Annotated in this window: 11 protein-coding genes; 5 read left to right on the plus strand and 6 right to left on the minus strand. The window is 42.5% G+C overall.

Annotated features, from left to right (window positions below; all coding sequences use genetic code 11):
* The first annotated feature begins 164 nt into the window (after window positions 1-164).
* Window positions 165-1,355 carry an aspartate/tyrosine/aromatic aminotransferase gene (locus HRU23_15785; GenBank protein NRA55599.1) on the plus strand — a complete coding sequence of 397 codons (1,191 nt, stop codon included), beginning with the start codon at window positions 165-167 and terminating at the stop codon, window positions 1,353-1,355.
* Between the two features lie 103 nt (window positions 1,356-1,458).
* Here HRU23_15785 and HRU23_15790 read toward each other — a convergent pair whose 3' ends face one another.
* The gene (locus HRU23_15790) at window positions 1,459-2,355 is read right to left on the minus strand and encodes a DMT family transporter (protein ID NRA55600.1); all 897 of its coding nucleotides are present in this window, start codon (window positions 2,353-2,355) and stop codon (window positions 1,459-1,461) included.
* A 180-nt stretch (window positions 2,356-2,535) separates the two neighbouring features.
* The gene (gene phnD / locus HRU23_15795; GenBank protein ID NRA55601.1) at window positions 2,536-3,660 is read right to left on the minus strand and encodes a phosphate/phosphite/phosphonate ABC transporter substrate-binding protein; all 1,125 of its coding nucleotides are present in this window, start codon (window positions 3,658-3,660) and stop codon (window positions 2,536-2,538) included.
* A gap of 324 nt (window positions 3,661-3,984) precedes the next feature.
* Here phnD and HRU23_15800 point away from each other — a divergent pair, with 324 nt between their 5' ends.
* From HRU23_15800 to HRU23_15815, 4 genes are all read left to right on the plus strand, one after another.
* Window positions 3,985-6,816, plus strand: a complete 2,832-nt coding sequence (locus tag HRU23_15800; GenBank protein NRA55602.1) for a response regulator — start codon at window positions 3,985-3,987, stop codon at window positions 6,814-6,816.
* Window positions 6,813-7,922 carry a SpoIIE family protein phosphatase gene (locus HRU23_15805; GenBank protein ID NRA55603.1) on the plus strand — a complete coding sequence of 370 codons (1,110 nt, stop codon included), beginning with the start codon at window positions 6,813-6,815 and terminating at the stop codon, window positions 7,920-7,922. Before HRU23_15800 ends, HRU23_15805 begins: the two co-directional genes overlap by 4 nt.
* A gap of 96 nt (window positions 7,923-8,018) precedes the next feature.
* Window positions 8,019-8,705, plus strand: a complete 687-nt coding sequence (locus HRU23_15810) for a flagellin (protein ID NRA55604.1) — start codon at window positions 8,019-8,021, stop codon at window positions 8,703-8,705.
* Window positions 8,706-8,771: 66 nt separating this feature from the next.
* On the plus strand, window positions 8,772-9,515 hold the full coding sequence (locus HRU23_15815; protein ID NRA55605.1) for a DTW domain-containing protein: 744 nt from the start codon (window positions 8,772-8,774) through the stop codon (window positions 9,513-9,515).
* A gap of 12 nt (window positions 9,516-9,527) precedes the next feature.
* Here HRU23_15815 and HRU23_15820 read toward each other — a convergent pair whose 3' ends face one another.
* From HRU23_15820 to HRU23_15835, 4 genes are read right to left on the minus strand one after another with little or no spacing between them, the layout of a single operon-like run.
* Complete coding sequence (locus HRU23_15820) at window positions 9,528-11,300, minus strand: hypothetical protein (GenBank protein NRA55606.1); 1,773 nt, start codon at window positions 11,298-11,300, stop codon at window positions 9,528-9,530.
* Entirely contained in the window at window positions 11,287-12,126 is an 840-nt protein-coding gene (xni, locus tag HRU23_15825) for a flap endonuclease Xni (GenBank protein NRA55607.1), read from the minus strand. Before xni ends, HRU23_15820 begins: the two co-directional genes overlap by 14 nt.
* Window positions 12,119-13,480, minus strand: coding sequence for an LOG family protein (locus tag HRU23_15830; protein NRA55608.1), 1,362 nt, complete (start codon window positions 13,478-13,480; stop codon window positions 12,119-12,121). Before HRU23_15830 ends, xni begins: the two co-directional genes overlap by 8 nt.
* 47 nt (window positions 13,481-13,527) lie before the next feature.
* Entirely contained in the window at window positions 13,528-14,859 is a 1,332-nt protein-coding gene (locus HRU23_15835; GenBank protein ID NRA55609.1) for a GGDEF domain-containing protein, read from the minus strand.
* Between the last annotated feature and the right edge of the window lie 2 nt (window positions 14,860-14,861).

The raw sequence follows: 14,861 nt of genomic DNA on the forward strand, positions 1-14,861 counted from the left end.
AGTATCGAACGTTACTAACATTGTAAAACATTGGTAACGTTTGATACTAACTTTGAGCGTCATCCTAATTTCAACAATTACATTAAATTTATGATCAAGCACCGGTGATCACTTAATTAATGGGATTGGCATTATATAAAATTTCGATAAGGTAACAGTGAATCATGTTTGAACATCTTAATGCTTTACCCGCAGATCCGATCCTTGGTTTGATCACTGCATGTAATCAAGACAGTAATCCGAATAAAGTCGACCTAGGGGTTGGGGTTTATAAAGATGAGTCTGGTCATACTCCTATTTTGCAGTGTGTTAAAACCGCTGAACAATTTAGAACCGATACTGAAACATCGAAAGTATATATCGGCCCCGCGGGAGACGCTGGTTTTAATCGCCAAATGAGCTCGCTTATATTCGGTGAGCATCAAGTTCTTGAGCAAAACCGTAGCCGTACCTTGTCAACCCCTGGCGGTACTGGGGCGCTGCGCGTTGCAGCCGAGTTTATTAAGGCCTGTAAAAGTGATGCAACTATTTGGGTCAGTAACCCAACGTGGGCTAATCACCAGAGCTTATTCAATGCGGCTGGCGTTAAAGTAGCATCTTATCCATATTACGATTATGAAACTAAGACGTTAGACTTTTCTGCAATGATGGCGACATTGTCACAAGTTGGTCCCGGTGATGTTGTGTTACTGCACGCTTGTTGTCATAACCCTAGTGGCATGGACTTAACTCAAGAGCAATGGCAGCAGGTTACAGCGCTGGCCAAGCAACAAGGTTTTACGCCGTTAATTGATATGGCATATCAAGGTTTTGGTCAAGGTTTAGAACTCGATGCCTATGGTCCACGTCTAATGGCCAATGAGTTGCCTGAAGTATTACTGTGCAGCTCGTGTTCAAAGAATTTTGGCCTGTACCGTGAACGTATTGGCGCTTTTACGCTGGTAGCCAAAGATAGCGTGCGGGCCGATATTTCATTTTCAGTCGCACTTGCTGTTGTGCGAGGTATTTACTCGATGCCGCCAGCGCACGGCGCGGCATTAGTTAATACTATTTTGAGTTCAGATGAATTAACTGGGCAATGGCATAACGAATTAGCGGTAATGCGGGAACGCATAGCCTTTAATCGTCAAATGCTGGTGGATAAACTCATTGCCAATGGCGTTGAACGCGACTTTAGCTTTATTACTCGTCAATCGGGCATGTTTTCATTTTTGGGCATAACACCAGAGCAGGTTGCACGACTAATGAATGATTACAGTATTTATATGGTTGATTCATCACGAATTAGCATTGCTGGAATTAGCCGAAACAATGTCGACTACTTAGCTAAATCGATTAGCGAAGTCATAAAATAACAAACAAAACATTATTGAGTGGCTTACCAATAAAGGCCCAAAAACCTGTCAATTAAGTGCTGGTTTTTGGGCTTTTTTACCGAACGAGTTAGCCTGTTTTTTGTTATTGCCTTAGCAGGGTGCGAAAAAAACCTTTGGTAATAACAGCTAAGTAAATACCAGAAAAAATCAATAAAATTCCCAGTAGATGAAAATACTCCACCCGTTCATTAAGAAAGGTCGCGCTAAGGATGATTCCGTACATCGGCATTAAATGAATAAAAAGTCCTGCTTTAGCTGCACCAAGCTCAGCGATGCCCCGATTCCAAAATAAATAAGCTAAAATCGAAGGGAATATCGCCATATAGCCTATTGTTGCTGCCGAGCTGATACTAAATTGAATGGCTGGTGCCGTTTGCAATTCCAGCAAGGCCAGCGGCCATAACACCACAACAGTTACGGTAACGGTAATACCAAACAGGGTAAAACCATCAATTTCCTGTGGGCGCCAGCGTAATAAAATGGAATATACCGCCCAGCACAAAACAGCTGCTAGGATCCACAAATCGCCATCGTTTATCTGTAATGCCAATAAATTGCTAAAATCGCCTTTGCTGATTAGCAGGAGCACCCCGAGGGTTGAAATGCCAACGCCAGTCCATTGGCGTTTACTGATGTTTTCTCTTAACACCGTGGCCGATAAAATCAAGATCATGATTGGAATAGCAGATTGCAACAAGGTGCCATTAGTGGCGGTTGTTAATTGAAGCCCACAATATATTAAGGTGTTAAAACTCGCGACGCCAATAATCGATAAGGCCAGTAATATTTTATAATGTTGGCGGATTACTGACCATTGCGCGATTATTTTGGGAATAACAAAAGGAGCAATCAACAACCAAGCCAAACTCCAGCGTAACGTGGCCATGGTAACTGGTGGAATATCAAGGTGAAACATGCGAGCGAGCACAAAATTTCCCGCCCAGAATAATGTGGTCAGTGCCAGTAGTAGATAAGCCATAAATTGTCCCTTAAACATCAAGTTAGGCAAAATTGTTAGTATATCTGCAGCGGCGTTTAATAGCTCTACTACTTTGGTGATTACGAGATTAATCGAGTATTGACGATGACGGTGGTAGTACGTGAAAGGAAATAATCAGCTGATAAAACGAGGAATGGCGACCTGCTAATAAAATAAATTTCATGGTGACGTAGTGAGTGCGTTCGCACGCTTTTTAGCGGCTTTTATCGCGTCATTTTTAGCAAGTTTCTTTAAGCCGTTCTTAGTGTAAGCGACCCCGGTTGAGTGGGCTATATCTCGGATAACAGCCCAATCCTTTTGGTACGTGACGGGATAAAATCGATCAGCACCGCCGAAAGTTTCAGACATTTGGGCCGAGAAACGAAAGCTAGTAAAAGCGAGTTTAATCTTTTCAACTAATTTAGGGTTTAGATCGTGAGCATAACCAAATGCGGACGTTGGGAAACGTGGGCTGGTGTAAATGATCCTAAAATCATCGGCTTTAATTAGACCGGCATTTATCATGCGTTCAAAGACATCTGAGGCGACAGGAGCTGCATCGTAGTGACCAGCGAGTACTCCCATAATTGATTTATCATGTTTGCCTGAATATTTTACGGTGTAATCTTGGCCTGGGGTGATGCCAAGATATGGAAAAATGGCCCGGGGAGCCAAGTTGCCCGAATTTGACGATGTTGATGTATGAGCGACTATTTTACCGTTTAAATCTGTCATCGCTTTGATCGCGCTAGCGCTCTTAACGACAGTAATTAAGTTATAGCCATGAAAATTATCAGCGGTACCTCTGGCGACAAAGGGTACAAAACCACCGAGGTTAACTGCATAACCCGTTGTGCCAGTTGAAAAGCCAGCAATGTGTAAACGACCCGAGCGAATCGCTTCAATTTGAGCCGCATTAGAGTGCACCGTATAATAAACTACTTTTTTACCGGTTAATTTACTTAAATAATTTTGAAATTCGACAAAGGCGGCTTTATAAATCGCTGGGTTTTCAACCGGCGTATAGGTAAAGATCAGAGGATTTGGATCTGCCCATTGAGCAGAGTCTGTTGGTGAGTCGGCGACTAAATCTTTGTTGTGATCACAATACTTATCATCTAACACCCCACGGTGATTACATTCTTGTGCCTGAGTGATGCTCGGGGTTAGCAGCAACGAGATTGTAAGCAGCAATATTGAAAGTACTGACTTTGAAATCACAGGGATTGAACGTACTGATTTTGAACGTACTGAGCCTGAAAGTGCAAGCCCCGATACTAGCTTGGGTACATTGAGAGTACTCATGATCTCACCTGTAATTGCTCTTGTTATATTGAGTTATCACCTTGAGTATAGATTGAATTTCGGTTGAGCAAGCAAAGATATTGCAAGTGGGCTGTGGCATATTATTTGGCTGGCCTAATCGGCAGGATACTGGGCTAGTTTTTTTTATTTAAAAGTCTGATTTGGATCGGTGACTGATTTTATCGCAGCAAGCCACAAATCCCTTAAGATATTATTGGTAACTTAGTCAACTATATGGCAACTTGTTGGCTATATGTTAGATATAGGCATGATGCCTGTGGTCATTATTGTTTTAAGTCGTAAAAGGATATTACGAGGAAGCAAATGAAAATATCGATAATTACCCGAAATACTATTATTGTCTGTTTTTTATTAGGCAACATGTCGATATTGTTAATGCTATTTATGATGAATAGCATTGATGACGAACGCCATTATAACGACCGACAAGTTGAATTGTCGGCGTTGGGTAATCAGTTAGCAAGTGCCAGTGATTTATTGACTAGAGAGGCTCGACGTTATACGCAATTTGGTGATAAACAACACTTAGCGGCTTATTGGCGCGAAGTAAACCAAACGAGAAGTCGCGATAAGGTGGTGCAACGTTTGCGAGAACTGCGAGCACCAGTTAATGAACTTAAGTTAATTGAACTGGCGAAAGCCAACTCTGATGCATTGATTTCAATTGAAAAAGAAGCTTTTGAGGCGGTTGCCGCTGGTGAACTTGAGCGAGCACAACACCTGATGTTTGATCATATTTATGATCGAAACAAAAGTAAAATCATGGAGCCAATTAAGCAGTTTCAACAACTAATCAGTCAACGGGCATTACGTGAAACGAACCAGGCTCGCCAGCGTGCGACGATGTTATTATGGGCCTCCTGCTTTTTCATTTTTTTATTTACCGGAGTGATGTTATCGGTACTTTACTTTGTATTTAGCCGTCGCTTAGTTAATCAGCTCAATCAAATGACAACCGCGATGAGTGATATCGTTGCCGGGAAAATCAGCATCGACATTCCTTATGCCGATCAAAAAAATGAAATCGGCAATCTAGCGCAAGTAGCTATCGTGTTAAAAAATAGTTTGCTGGACAATCAACAATTGTCCAGCAAGTTGTCACAGCATAAAGAACAACTCGAGCTTAAAATTTCTGAAAGGACCCAAGAACTGGTATTGGCAACCAAAGAAGCCGAACAAGCCAATGCTGCCAAGTCTTTATTTTTAGCCAACATGAGTCATGAAATAAGAACGCCAATTAGTGGAGTTATTGGCATGAGCAATTTGTTACTCGATACCCCGCTTGATAATCAGCAATATAAATTTATGCAAACCATTGCGCACAGCGCGGGTTCTTTACTTGAAATTCTTAACGATATTTTAGATTTTTCAAAAATTGAAGCCGATGTGCTTGAATTAGAGCCGATTGAATTTGATTTAGGTTTACTGCTTGAGCAGTTAAGCAATGCGATGCAGTTTCAGGCTGAAGAAAAAGGACTAGAGTTAATTTTTCCGGCAAATCCAGTGATCAACCAGAGATTTAAGGCCGACCCAGGCCGAATAGGCCAAATACTTACCAATTTAATTGGCAACGCCGTTAAGTTTACCCGTGAAGGTCAAGTCGCCGTGTTTATTACGATGGATGCTCAGAGCAATAATCGCACGCGTTTAACGTTCGAAATTAAAGACACCGGAATAGGTATTGGAGCAGAACAACAGCGCAAGATATTCTCTAAATTTATGCAAGCCGATAACTCGATCGCTCGCCAGTATGGTGGCACGGGATTAGGGCTTGCTATCTCGAAACGACTGGTGGAATTGATGGGCGGTGAAATTTGGGTTGAAAGTGAATTAAACCATGGTGCTACATTTGGTTTTAGCCTCTGCTTAGAGTCGATTGCAACCCTGCCGTTACCTGAGTTAATTGGCGATTTAACTGATCAAAAAGTACTGGTGGTTGACGATAACCAAACTAATCGTGAGCTGCTGATTCAACTTTTAACGTTATGGCGGGTCGAACATCAAGTTGCAGCGAGTGGCGACGAAGCGTTAGGTTTACTCAAAGCTGCGGCAGGGCAACAGCAACCTTTTACGTTAGCTTTGCTCGATTATCACATGCCACCGATGAATGGCACTCAATTATGTCGGCAAATAAGACAATCGCTCAAGCTCACCGATATTCATTTAGTGTTACTTAACTCGATTGGGCAATATAACGATGCCCAAAAATTGCAAGCAATGGGTTTTAGTGGTTGCATCGCCAAACCGGTAGCACAGTCGAGTTTACATCGAACGTTAGTCGAGGTGGTTAACCAAGATATTGGCATTATCAATCACTCGTTGATCACCCCCAGTTTTGAGCAATACCAGAAGTTTAACGTCGATGTGCTGGTGGTAGAAGACAATTTAACCAACCAATTAGTCGCGACGAAAATGTTAGAAAAGTTAGGGGTGACTGTGACTGTTGTTGCAAACGGTCAGGAAGCTATTACGGCGTTGCAGGTCATGGATTATAGCTTGGTGTTTATGGACTGTTTAATGCCTGAAATGGACGGCTATCAAGCGACTAATATCATTCGTCAATCGCAATCACAGATGTCTAATAGCCAAGTGCCGATAATTGCGATGACCGCTAACGCTTTAAATGGCGATAAAGAAAAATGCTTAGCCGTTGGTATGAATGATTATTTGAGTAAACCACTTAATGTCAAAGTAGTGGCACAAATGCTAAGTACTTGGTTACCTCATGCTGTATGTGAGATGCAAAATTTCGGTGATTTTGAACCAAATTTAGCGGTAGCAGATTGCACAACGTCCGATCCTATTGTCTTGGACTTGGACAAATTGTCGATCCGTTTACTAGGCGACCAGTCGTTAGTCAAAGAAGTATTAGGCGCTTTTCAGCTCGACATTCAATGTCAGATGATTAAATTGTCGAGGCATTTTGGCAACGATAATTTAATCGCTGTCACCGAGCAAGCGCATTTAATTACCGGCAGTGCCGCTAATGTATCAGCGGTTCGATTTAGTGAAATCGCGCGAGTATTAGAGCATGCTGCCGCAGCGGGAGAATTGGCGACAGTGTTGCCGATTATGGCTGATTTAAAACGTCAGTATACTTTATTGCAGCAAGAATTAGAGGGAGTATTAGCATGAAGCTGCTGATAGCTGATGATGACTTTATATCACGTAAGATGCTGATGGCCGTTACTAAAAAGTGGGGTTATCAACCAGTAGAGGCCGTTGACGGTGAAGACGCATGGAATATTTTACAACAAAGTAATGCGCCTAGTTTATTACTTGTTGATTGGATGATGCCAGGATTAGATGGTTTAGGCTTATGCCAAAGAATCAGAGAGCAGCTGGCAGCTAGTCCACCTTATATTATTTTGTTAACGGCTAAAAATGATTCTGAAAACGTCGTTAATGGCTTAGCGGCAGGGGCTAATGATTACATCTGTAAACCCTTTGACAGTGCCGAATTAAAAGCTAGGCTCAATGTCGGCAGTCGCATGTTGATTTTGCAAAATGAATTAGTCGCCTCGAGGAAAAAACTTGAAGAAGAACGCCGAGTGATTGAAAATATTATTTTGAAAATGCGCTCAACTAATAATTTTAATCCGCACAATATCCGATTTATGCAGTCACCGGTTGAGCAAACGGCGGGAGATATGCTGCTAAGTGCTCATCGCCCGGATGGTAGCCAGCACATTATGTTAGGAGATTTTACGGGGCATGGCATCACTGCCGCGATTGGTGGGCCAGTGATTTCAGATACATTTTATGCGATGACTCAAAAAGGCATAACTCTCAAAGATATTGTTAACGAAGTCAATCGCCATGTCTTTGACAAACTACCAGCAGATTTATTCTTAGCCGCAATATTTATTGAAATTGAGCCGGTTGATAATCGACTGCATATTTGGAGTTGTGGCATGCCTGACATCTTAATTTACCGCCACGATGAGTTAGTGCAACGTGTCTCATCAACGTACTTTGCCTTGGGCATCGTTAATAAAGAGTTATTACCTCCGATCGAATTGTCAATGCAAGAGGGCGACCGTGTTTATTGTTACTCTGATGGCGTCACTGAAGCGATGAATTGCAATCAAGAGGAATATGGTCAACTTCGGCTTGAGCGGGTGATAGCGACGTTATTAGCACAAGAGGGCGAGATTGATATGGTGTATCAATCGATGCAGCAATTTTGTGGTCCTGTGGTGCCATTAGATGATATTACCTTGATGGAATTGAGTTGTTAACAGACTAGAGGGAAATTAAACTAATACTTTACCCTGATGTACTGTTACTAATTAAATCTTTAATATTAGTGGTCAAACTTTAGGCAGGAGCGACAAATGATTTCTATTAATCAATCGACAACTTCACTTAGTTTCATTGAGCGTATCCAAAAGGAACGCGATGATAAAACTGAGCAGCTTAGCTCTGGCTTAAAGATCAATAAAGCCAGCGATGATGCCGCTGGTTTACAGATAGCTAATCGTTTGTCATCGCAAATATCAGGGCTAAGCCAATTAGCGGACAATGCGCGCGATCAAGTTAATTTAAATAATGTTGCAGATGCCCAATATAGTTCAATAACCCAAAGCTTGCAGCGCGCTAATGAGCTATCCATTCAATCGGGCAGTCCGCTCGGCAGTAATGGTGCGATTCAGGGTGAATTAGACCAACTGACTGGCGAAATTAATGCGATTGCTGAGCAAGCGCTGGGCCAATCAAACTTTATCGCAGGTTTAGACGCTGGCGACCCTGCTGCAACACAAGCAGCGATTGAGCAGGTATTAAGTGCCATTGGCGAGCAAGCAACAAGTAATGGCGCAGACACCAACGCCCTTGCGAGCGAGATAAGTACTTACCAAGTGACCCGTGATAATAGCAGTGCTTCACGTTCGCGGATTCAAGATACCGACTACGCCAGCGCGACCAGTGAGCAGCAAAAAAATGACTTATTATTGCAAGCGGCGTTGATTACCCAACGTAATGATCAAGAACGCAAAGGATTATTAATAAATCAGTTGGTGTAGCTCCTAAACAAAAGCTTGGGTAATAGGTATAATGCGGCGATTTTTATTGTCGTATTAAGGTAGTTTATGCACGCGGTTCAGCGTTTACATCAATATCGGGAAAGTATTAGCACCCGACCATTTAAAGGACGAGGTTACAAAACTGATCGTTGTCCTAACTGTCGAATTTCACGCAAGCATTGTATTTGCCCACATTGTCCAACTTGTCACAGCCAGGCGGCATTTCTGTTGTTAATGTGGGACGACGAAGTATTAAAACCTAGTAATACAGGGCGCTTAATTGCCGATTTAATTGACGATACTCATGCGTTTATCTGGCAGAGAACCGAGGTTGATCCCGCGTTACTAGCGTTGATCAATGATCCTCAATACCAAGCTTTTGTGGTTTTTCCGCAAGAATATGCCCATCCAGAACAACAAGTTGTTAATCAGGTTCCTAAGCTCGCCGCAAACAAGCGCCCCCTGTTTATCTTGCTTGATGGCACTTGGCGCGAAGCAAAAAAAATGTTTCGACGCAGCCCATATTTGAGTAATTTACCGCTGTTATCGATCAATACCTCAAGTCACAGTGACCGCTATCGAGTACGCAAAGCGATAGCTGACGGTCAGATGGCCACAGCCGAAGTTGCAGCGCAGGTATTAAATAGTTTCGGTGAAAATGATAATGGCGCAATTTTAGATTTGTGGTTTGACGTCTTTAGTTATCACTATCAACACGGCGCATCACATCGTTATCAGGGCAATGAGCAAGCCCTTGCCCAATTACAAGAAGCCGTCGCGCAGCGTGATAGCAATAAGGTGTTGCCATAGTAATTGGCTTCGTTAAAGCGTGCAGTAGGGGGCTTGTTCTAGCGCGCCATCGACCAATTGTTTGATATCTTGATTAACCAGTTTCAATTGCTTAAATAAAGGTTTGGCGTGTCGGTTCAGTTTGGGCGCGTCGACACTGATGCCATGAAATATATGGTGAGTTAAACACAACGCTAATTGGAAAATCTTGATAATTTCTTGTTGGTATAAGTTTGAGTTCGGCTCTGGATTCGCTAACAGCGCTAATGAATTGTGGGTTAATGCACGATTGTCCCAATGCTGGGCTAAACTGGCACTAATTTTGGTTTGTTGGCTGGTGGCCGTTAATGCCATTAAGCTATAACCTTGGTTTAATAGCAGGTTGTCCAATTTGATTGCCGGGCGCGCTGGCATCTCGATAACGCGCCGTTCAAAATACAGTGGAGCCAGGTTTATTAAGGCAAACATTGCTGCTTGATGCGGTAAAACACAACTAGTAAATGTGGTGGTCAGGCGGCAAATAGCCATGACACAGTTTACTTTGGCACTGAGCATAGTGCGGACAGGAAAGTCATAATTATTTAACTGTTGCACTAAACCTAATTGGCCAATCAGTGCATTGGACTGCTCGAACCCCGCCATTTTTAGGGCATGAAAACTGCTATTGAATTGGCGATTTGGGTGCTGTTGACTTAATTGGTTAATCAATTGCTGACCAATTTCAGTTTGTTGATTAATTAAATCTTCAATCTTTTGTTTATCGGGTGGTGAGCTACTGAGGTGATTACGCAGCTGCGCTAACGCCGATTGTGGTTTTAGGCGCGAACCACAACTGCTGCGATCTGCGACCTGTTCATCGCTTATTTGAGCCCAATGCTGAGTAAAAATTGTTTCGTTATATAGCGCATTGTTCGTTGTTAGTTGGCTGACAGCGGACAACTTTACCTGGTTAATACTCTGGCCGAAAAATAGCCCTTGCTGCTCATGATTTACCAGTTCAAGCACCGATAAAGTATCGCTCTCTAGATTTTGGTTGATTACGAGGCCTTGCTGTTGCCCGCTATAGGTAATAATCATCGCTGGTTTAGGTTGATTAATAATTGTCGCCAGTAAGCGCAGTAGTTGCGGGCAATATAAGGCATCACTTTGGGCTAACATATTCAATATTTGGCGTAAATTGCTACCAGACTGATGATGCCCCAGATTGATTAACTCACTAAATTTGGCCACCAGAGACAGCATTTTACTCGGCGTGGATATTTGATGATGGCGTAAGCCTTTAGGGAAACCCCGACCGTTTAATAATTCTTGATGCTCAATGACATACTTAAGGTAAGCTTTACTAATGATATTATATTTGTGCAAGTAACTCGCACTGGTTAGCGGATGATTACGATAATGCTGAAGCTGTTGCTTAGTTAACTTATTGACTTTAATTGGTTGATTTACCAGTGCCGGCACCGTAAAACCTAAGCCGATATCCATGGTCAACGCACAACTAATCAGCGCCTTGGCACTCAGACCATGCCAGTTCAGTTGGTGACATAACCGGCTGGTTAATATTGCGCTGCAAAATGCACGATTAGATAAGTCTGAGTACTTATCTGGGTGATATAAGGATAACGAACTGACTAGGTCGCTATTGCTGGGCGATAATTCCCATAACCATTGCGAAATGATTAAAACTTGGGCTTTGAGTTGATTGGCACTCGCTAGTGACAGCCCCGAGATAGCGGCGTCAATGGTATTATTTAAATGTTGACGGTGCTCAAACACACAAGTTAGCAGTGATTTATCGCGGCTCATGAGTCTCTTCGCTTGGTCTTTGAACATCGGCGCCAGCGGGCTGATATCGAATGCTTTTTAAATTTATAGCCAGCTCTAAGTCAGTTCTTAGCTTGACGAGTTTATAACTTAATCGTGCTTGGTCTTTGTTTTGTTGTAATTTTATCAGTGGCTTTTCGGTCGCGGTAGGAGTGGCAGCAAAGGCGAGTTTTAAATTATCGTATTGGCTTAATATCTTCAGCGCTGCTTTCGGGCCTAAACCACTCACCCCTGGGATCTTGTTGCCGCTTTGACCAACAATCGACCAGTAATCAAGTAGTTGTTCTGATTTGATGCCATACTTTTGTGAGACTGTTTTTTCGTCTACCCACTGACTTGAAAAGTGATCCCAAATTTTTAGTCCCAATGGCAGCAGTTGATAAAATCCTTGATCGGTTGAGATCACGGTAACCTGACCGCCGGCATTGAGCATTTTTATACTTAACGTGGCGATAAGATCATCGGCTTCATCATGGTCAGTTAGTAATGAACTGACCCCTAACTGACGCCACTGCTGGCGAATGGGCTCGAGTTGCAGCGCTAAATCATCAGCCATAGGTTTACGGTTTTCTTTATAAGCCGGGTAGTGTTTTTTACGCCAATTATTACCGTCGCCATCAAATACAGCCACAATGTGGCTCGGGCAGTGGCCTCTGGCCAAGCGAGTGACTGCTTGGTTGGTTAATGAGATAAGTTGCGCAGTATCTAGGGTTGCCTGAGCCGAAAAGCCTCGTAATGCCCCATCAATTCGGCGAATAAGATTTAGGGCATCAATGATGACGAGGTGAGGTGTTGCTGGTTTATTCATTATTAATAATTTTATAACATGGGATATATTGAGTACCGGGTAATTTCATGCGTTGTTGCTCGACGAAACGTTGTAATAAGACATCCATTTTTTCCATTAATTGCGGGTCGCCACTCAGAGAATACGGACCAAGCTGTTCAATTGCTTTAATGCTGTCAAATTTAACATTGCCTGCTACTATGCCTGAAAAAGCGCGGCGTAAATTAGCAGCTAAGGCTTGGGGCTGCTGATTACTGCTAAGGTTTAATTGCGCCATATTAGCATGGGTTGGTTCAAAAGGACGCTGAAATTCGACCGGGATCGACAATGACCAATTGAATTGGTAGGAATCTTCAGACTGTTTACGATAATCTCGAACCTTTTGCAGTCCTTGCTTCATGACTTGGCCGACTTGCTGCGGGTCATTGATTATAATTTGATACAATTGCTGTGCCTGTGATCCCAGTGTATTAGCAATAAACTGATCCACAACTTCAAAATATTCTCTGCTTTGCTCTGGACCTGTTAATACTAACGGAAATGGGTGTTGTGCATTGGCAGGGTCGAGTAAAATTCCTAAGATATATAATAACTCTTCAGCAGTGCCAGCACCGCCTGGGAAAATGACAATGCCATGGCCAACTCTGACAAAGGCTTCAAGCCGTTTTTCAATATCTGGCAAGATAACTAATTCGTTGACCAGTTGATTCGGCGGTTCTGCTGCGATAATTGAAGGCTCGGTCAGCCCAATATAGCGGCGCTGTTCAACCCGCTGCTTGGCATGGCCGATAGTTGCACCTTTCATTGGGCCTTCCATCGCGCCAGGACCACAGCCGGTACAAATATTAAGTTTGCGCAAGCCTAATGCGTAACCAACGTCTCGGGTATATTGGTACTCGGTATCATTAATTGAATGACCGCCCCAGCACACCACAATATTTGGATCGATCGCTTGAGTAATGGTTTTGGCGTTACGCATGGCATGAAAGACACTGTCGGTGATAAAATCGCCATCAGGATTGTCAGTAAGCAAGGGTTGCTTAAAATAATCATTGAGATAAATAATATCGCGCAGGGTCGAAAATAGATGTTCTTGAATACCGGTGATAATCTCACCATCAACAAAAGCGAGTTCCGGTGGGTTAATTAACTCGAGTTGCACACCGCGCTCGCGAATTAAGACATTAATGTCGAAGCTGTGGTAAGTGGTTAAAATTTCTTGGCCGTCATCCGTTTGAATGCCAGAGCACAATACTGCTAAGGCGCACTTGCGAAAGAGTTGATACAGATGACTATTGGCGTGTTGTTTTAGTTGCTCTGCTTCAAGTTGTGATAGTTGCTCTAAACTCCCTCTGGGGCTGATTTTTACAATCATAAAGCCTCCTGCTTTTTGGTTGAATATTGCTAATCGGTAATAAATTATTAATCGATAACTATTTGGTCTCTACCTCGAGCTTTCGCCTTATATAATGCCCGATCGGCACGCTCAAAAGCAAATAACTCGCTAGGATCGCTCAGCTTTACTTGGGTAGCGCCCATTGAAACGGTGATTTGAACATTATCGTCTTTAAACTTAAACGGCACTGACTTAACTTTATTTCTAACTCGATTCAGCATATTGCTTAAGGTCGTTTTGTTGATTTCAGGCACTAAAATAACAAATTCCTCACCGCCAAATCGGGCAACAAATTCACTATTACGTAACGAACTGCTTAGCACCGAGGAAATGACTTGCAAGGTTTTATCACCAGCCGAATGGCCATAGCTATCATTGATTCTTTTGAAGAAATCAAGATCAGCAACAACGACCCATAGCAACATACCACTGTTTTTGACATGATTAAACTCGGTTTCAAATCGCTTATCAAGCGCAGCACGATTAGGTAGTTTAGTTAAACTATCTTGCATGCTCAGCACTTCTTGTTGCTCGAGTCTGGTTTTATAACCTTGCGCTTCGGCTTCAACAGCTTTTAATTGTTGTTCCATTTGTGCAAAATTACTTAATAATTGTTGCGCTTCTTTGTTATCGAATTTTTCTTTTATTTTAAGCGCCGCCAACATATGAGCCAGTTCATTAATTATTGGTGACTGGGGCGCGGGGCTGAGTTCGCTTTTGGTCAAGACACAAATTTTCTTGATCCGAGACTTTAATGCACTGTCCCATGATTTTCGATCTTGAGATGAGACTTTCGTTAATGATGAGCCGTTAGCGACAATATTTTTAACATCGAGTAGGGCGCTATTTAAGGCTTCTAAAAAGAATTTTGACGCTTCTTTTTCACCCTTGTTATTTAAGATTAGTAACTTAATAATTTCTTGAAAACTATCAAAAAGACTATTTGTTGATGTGATAGCTGTCAGCTGTAAATAGATGTTATCTAACTCACCTTGCAGTGCCGGAGTCAGATGGAAGTCATTGGCGATACTGGTTAATTGCTCAACGTAATCTTTTATTAACTGGTCGTTATTTTCGTGCATTAAACCCAGTGCATTATCAAGTTCAGTAACCGCAGATTGATATAAATTTAAGACTTCAACCAGTGAATCGAGCTGGTCATTAGTATTTGTTAATGCTTTAAATTGCTCAGGGATTGGCGCTAATTGCTGCTGAAGGTCGTCAGAAATGTGGCTTAGTTGTTGTAAGTCGCTAATTACATGACCAAGCACGCCTTGATACTTCAATAACGGAGCTTGTTGCTCATTATTGCGGCTTGTTGCAATTCGTTTTTTCCGCTCAGCTATTTTATCAGGCATTG

The sequence above is a fragment of the Gammaproteobacteria bacterium genome (assembly GCA_013214945.1).
GTDB lineage: Bacteria > Pseudomonadota > Gammaproteobacteria > Enterobacterales > Psychrobiaceae > Psychrobium.

Excerpts from the sequence above, each read along its gene's own strand:
- HRU23_15790 (NRA55600.1), bottom strand. The coding sequence starts at position 2,355 with ATGGCTTATCTACTACTGGCACTGACCACATTATTCTGGGCGGGAAAT.
- phnD (NRA55601.1), bottom strand. The coding sequence starts at position 3,660 with ATGAGTACTCTCAATGTACCCAAGCTAGTATCGGGGCTTGCACTTTCA.
- HRU23_15820 (NRA55606.1), bottom strand. The coding sequence starts at position 11,300 with ATGAGCCGCGATAAATCACTGCTAACTTGTGTGTTTGAGCACCGTCAA.
- xni (NRA55607.1), bottom strand. The coding sequence starts at position 12,126 with ATGAATAAACCAGCAACACCTCACCTCGTCATCATTGATGCCCTAAAT.
- HRU23_15800 (NRA55602.1), top strand. The coding sequence starts at position 3,985 with ATGAAAATATCGATAATTACCCGAAATACTATTATTGTCTGTTTTTTA.
- HRU23_15785 (NRA55599.1), top strand. The coding sequence starts at position 165 with ATGTTTGAACATCTTAATGCTTTACCCGCAGATCCGATCCTTGGTTTG.
- HRU23_15815 (NRA55605.1), top strand. The coding sequence starts at position 8,772 with ATGCACGCGGTTCAGCGTTTACATCAATATCGGGAAAGTATTAGCACC.
- HRU23_15810 (NRA55604.1), top strand. The coding sequence starts at position 8,019 with ATGATTTCTATTAATCAATCGACAACTTCACTTAGTTTCATTGAGCGT.
- HRU23_15830 (NRA55608.1), bottom strand. The coding sequence starts at position 13,480 with ATGATTGTAAAAATCAGCCCCAGAGGGAGTTTAGAGCAACTATCACAA.
- HRU23_15805 (NRA55603.1), top strand. The coding sequence starts at position 6,813 with ATGAAGCTGCTGATAGCTGATGATGACTTTATATCACGTAAGATGCTG.
- HRU23_15835 (NRA55609.1), bottom strand. The coding sequence starts at position 14,859 with ATGCCTGATAAAATAGCTGAGCGGAAAAAACGAATTGCAACAAGCCGC.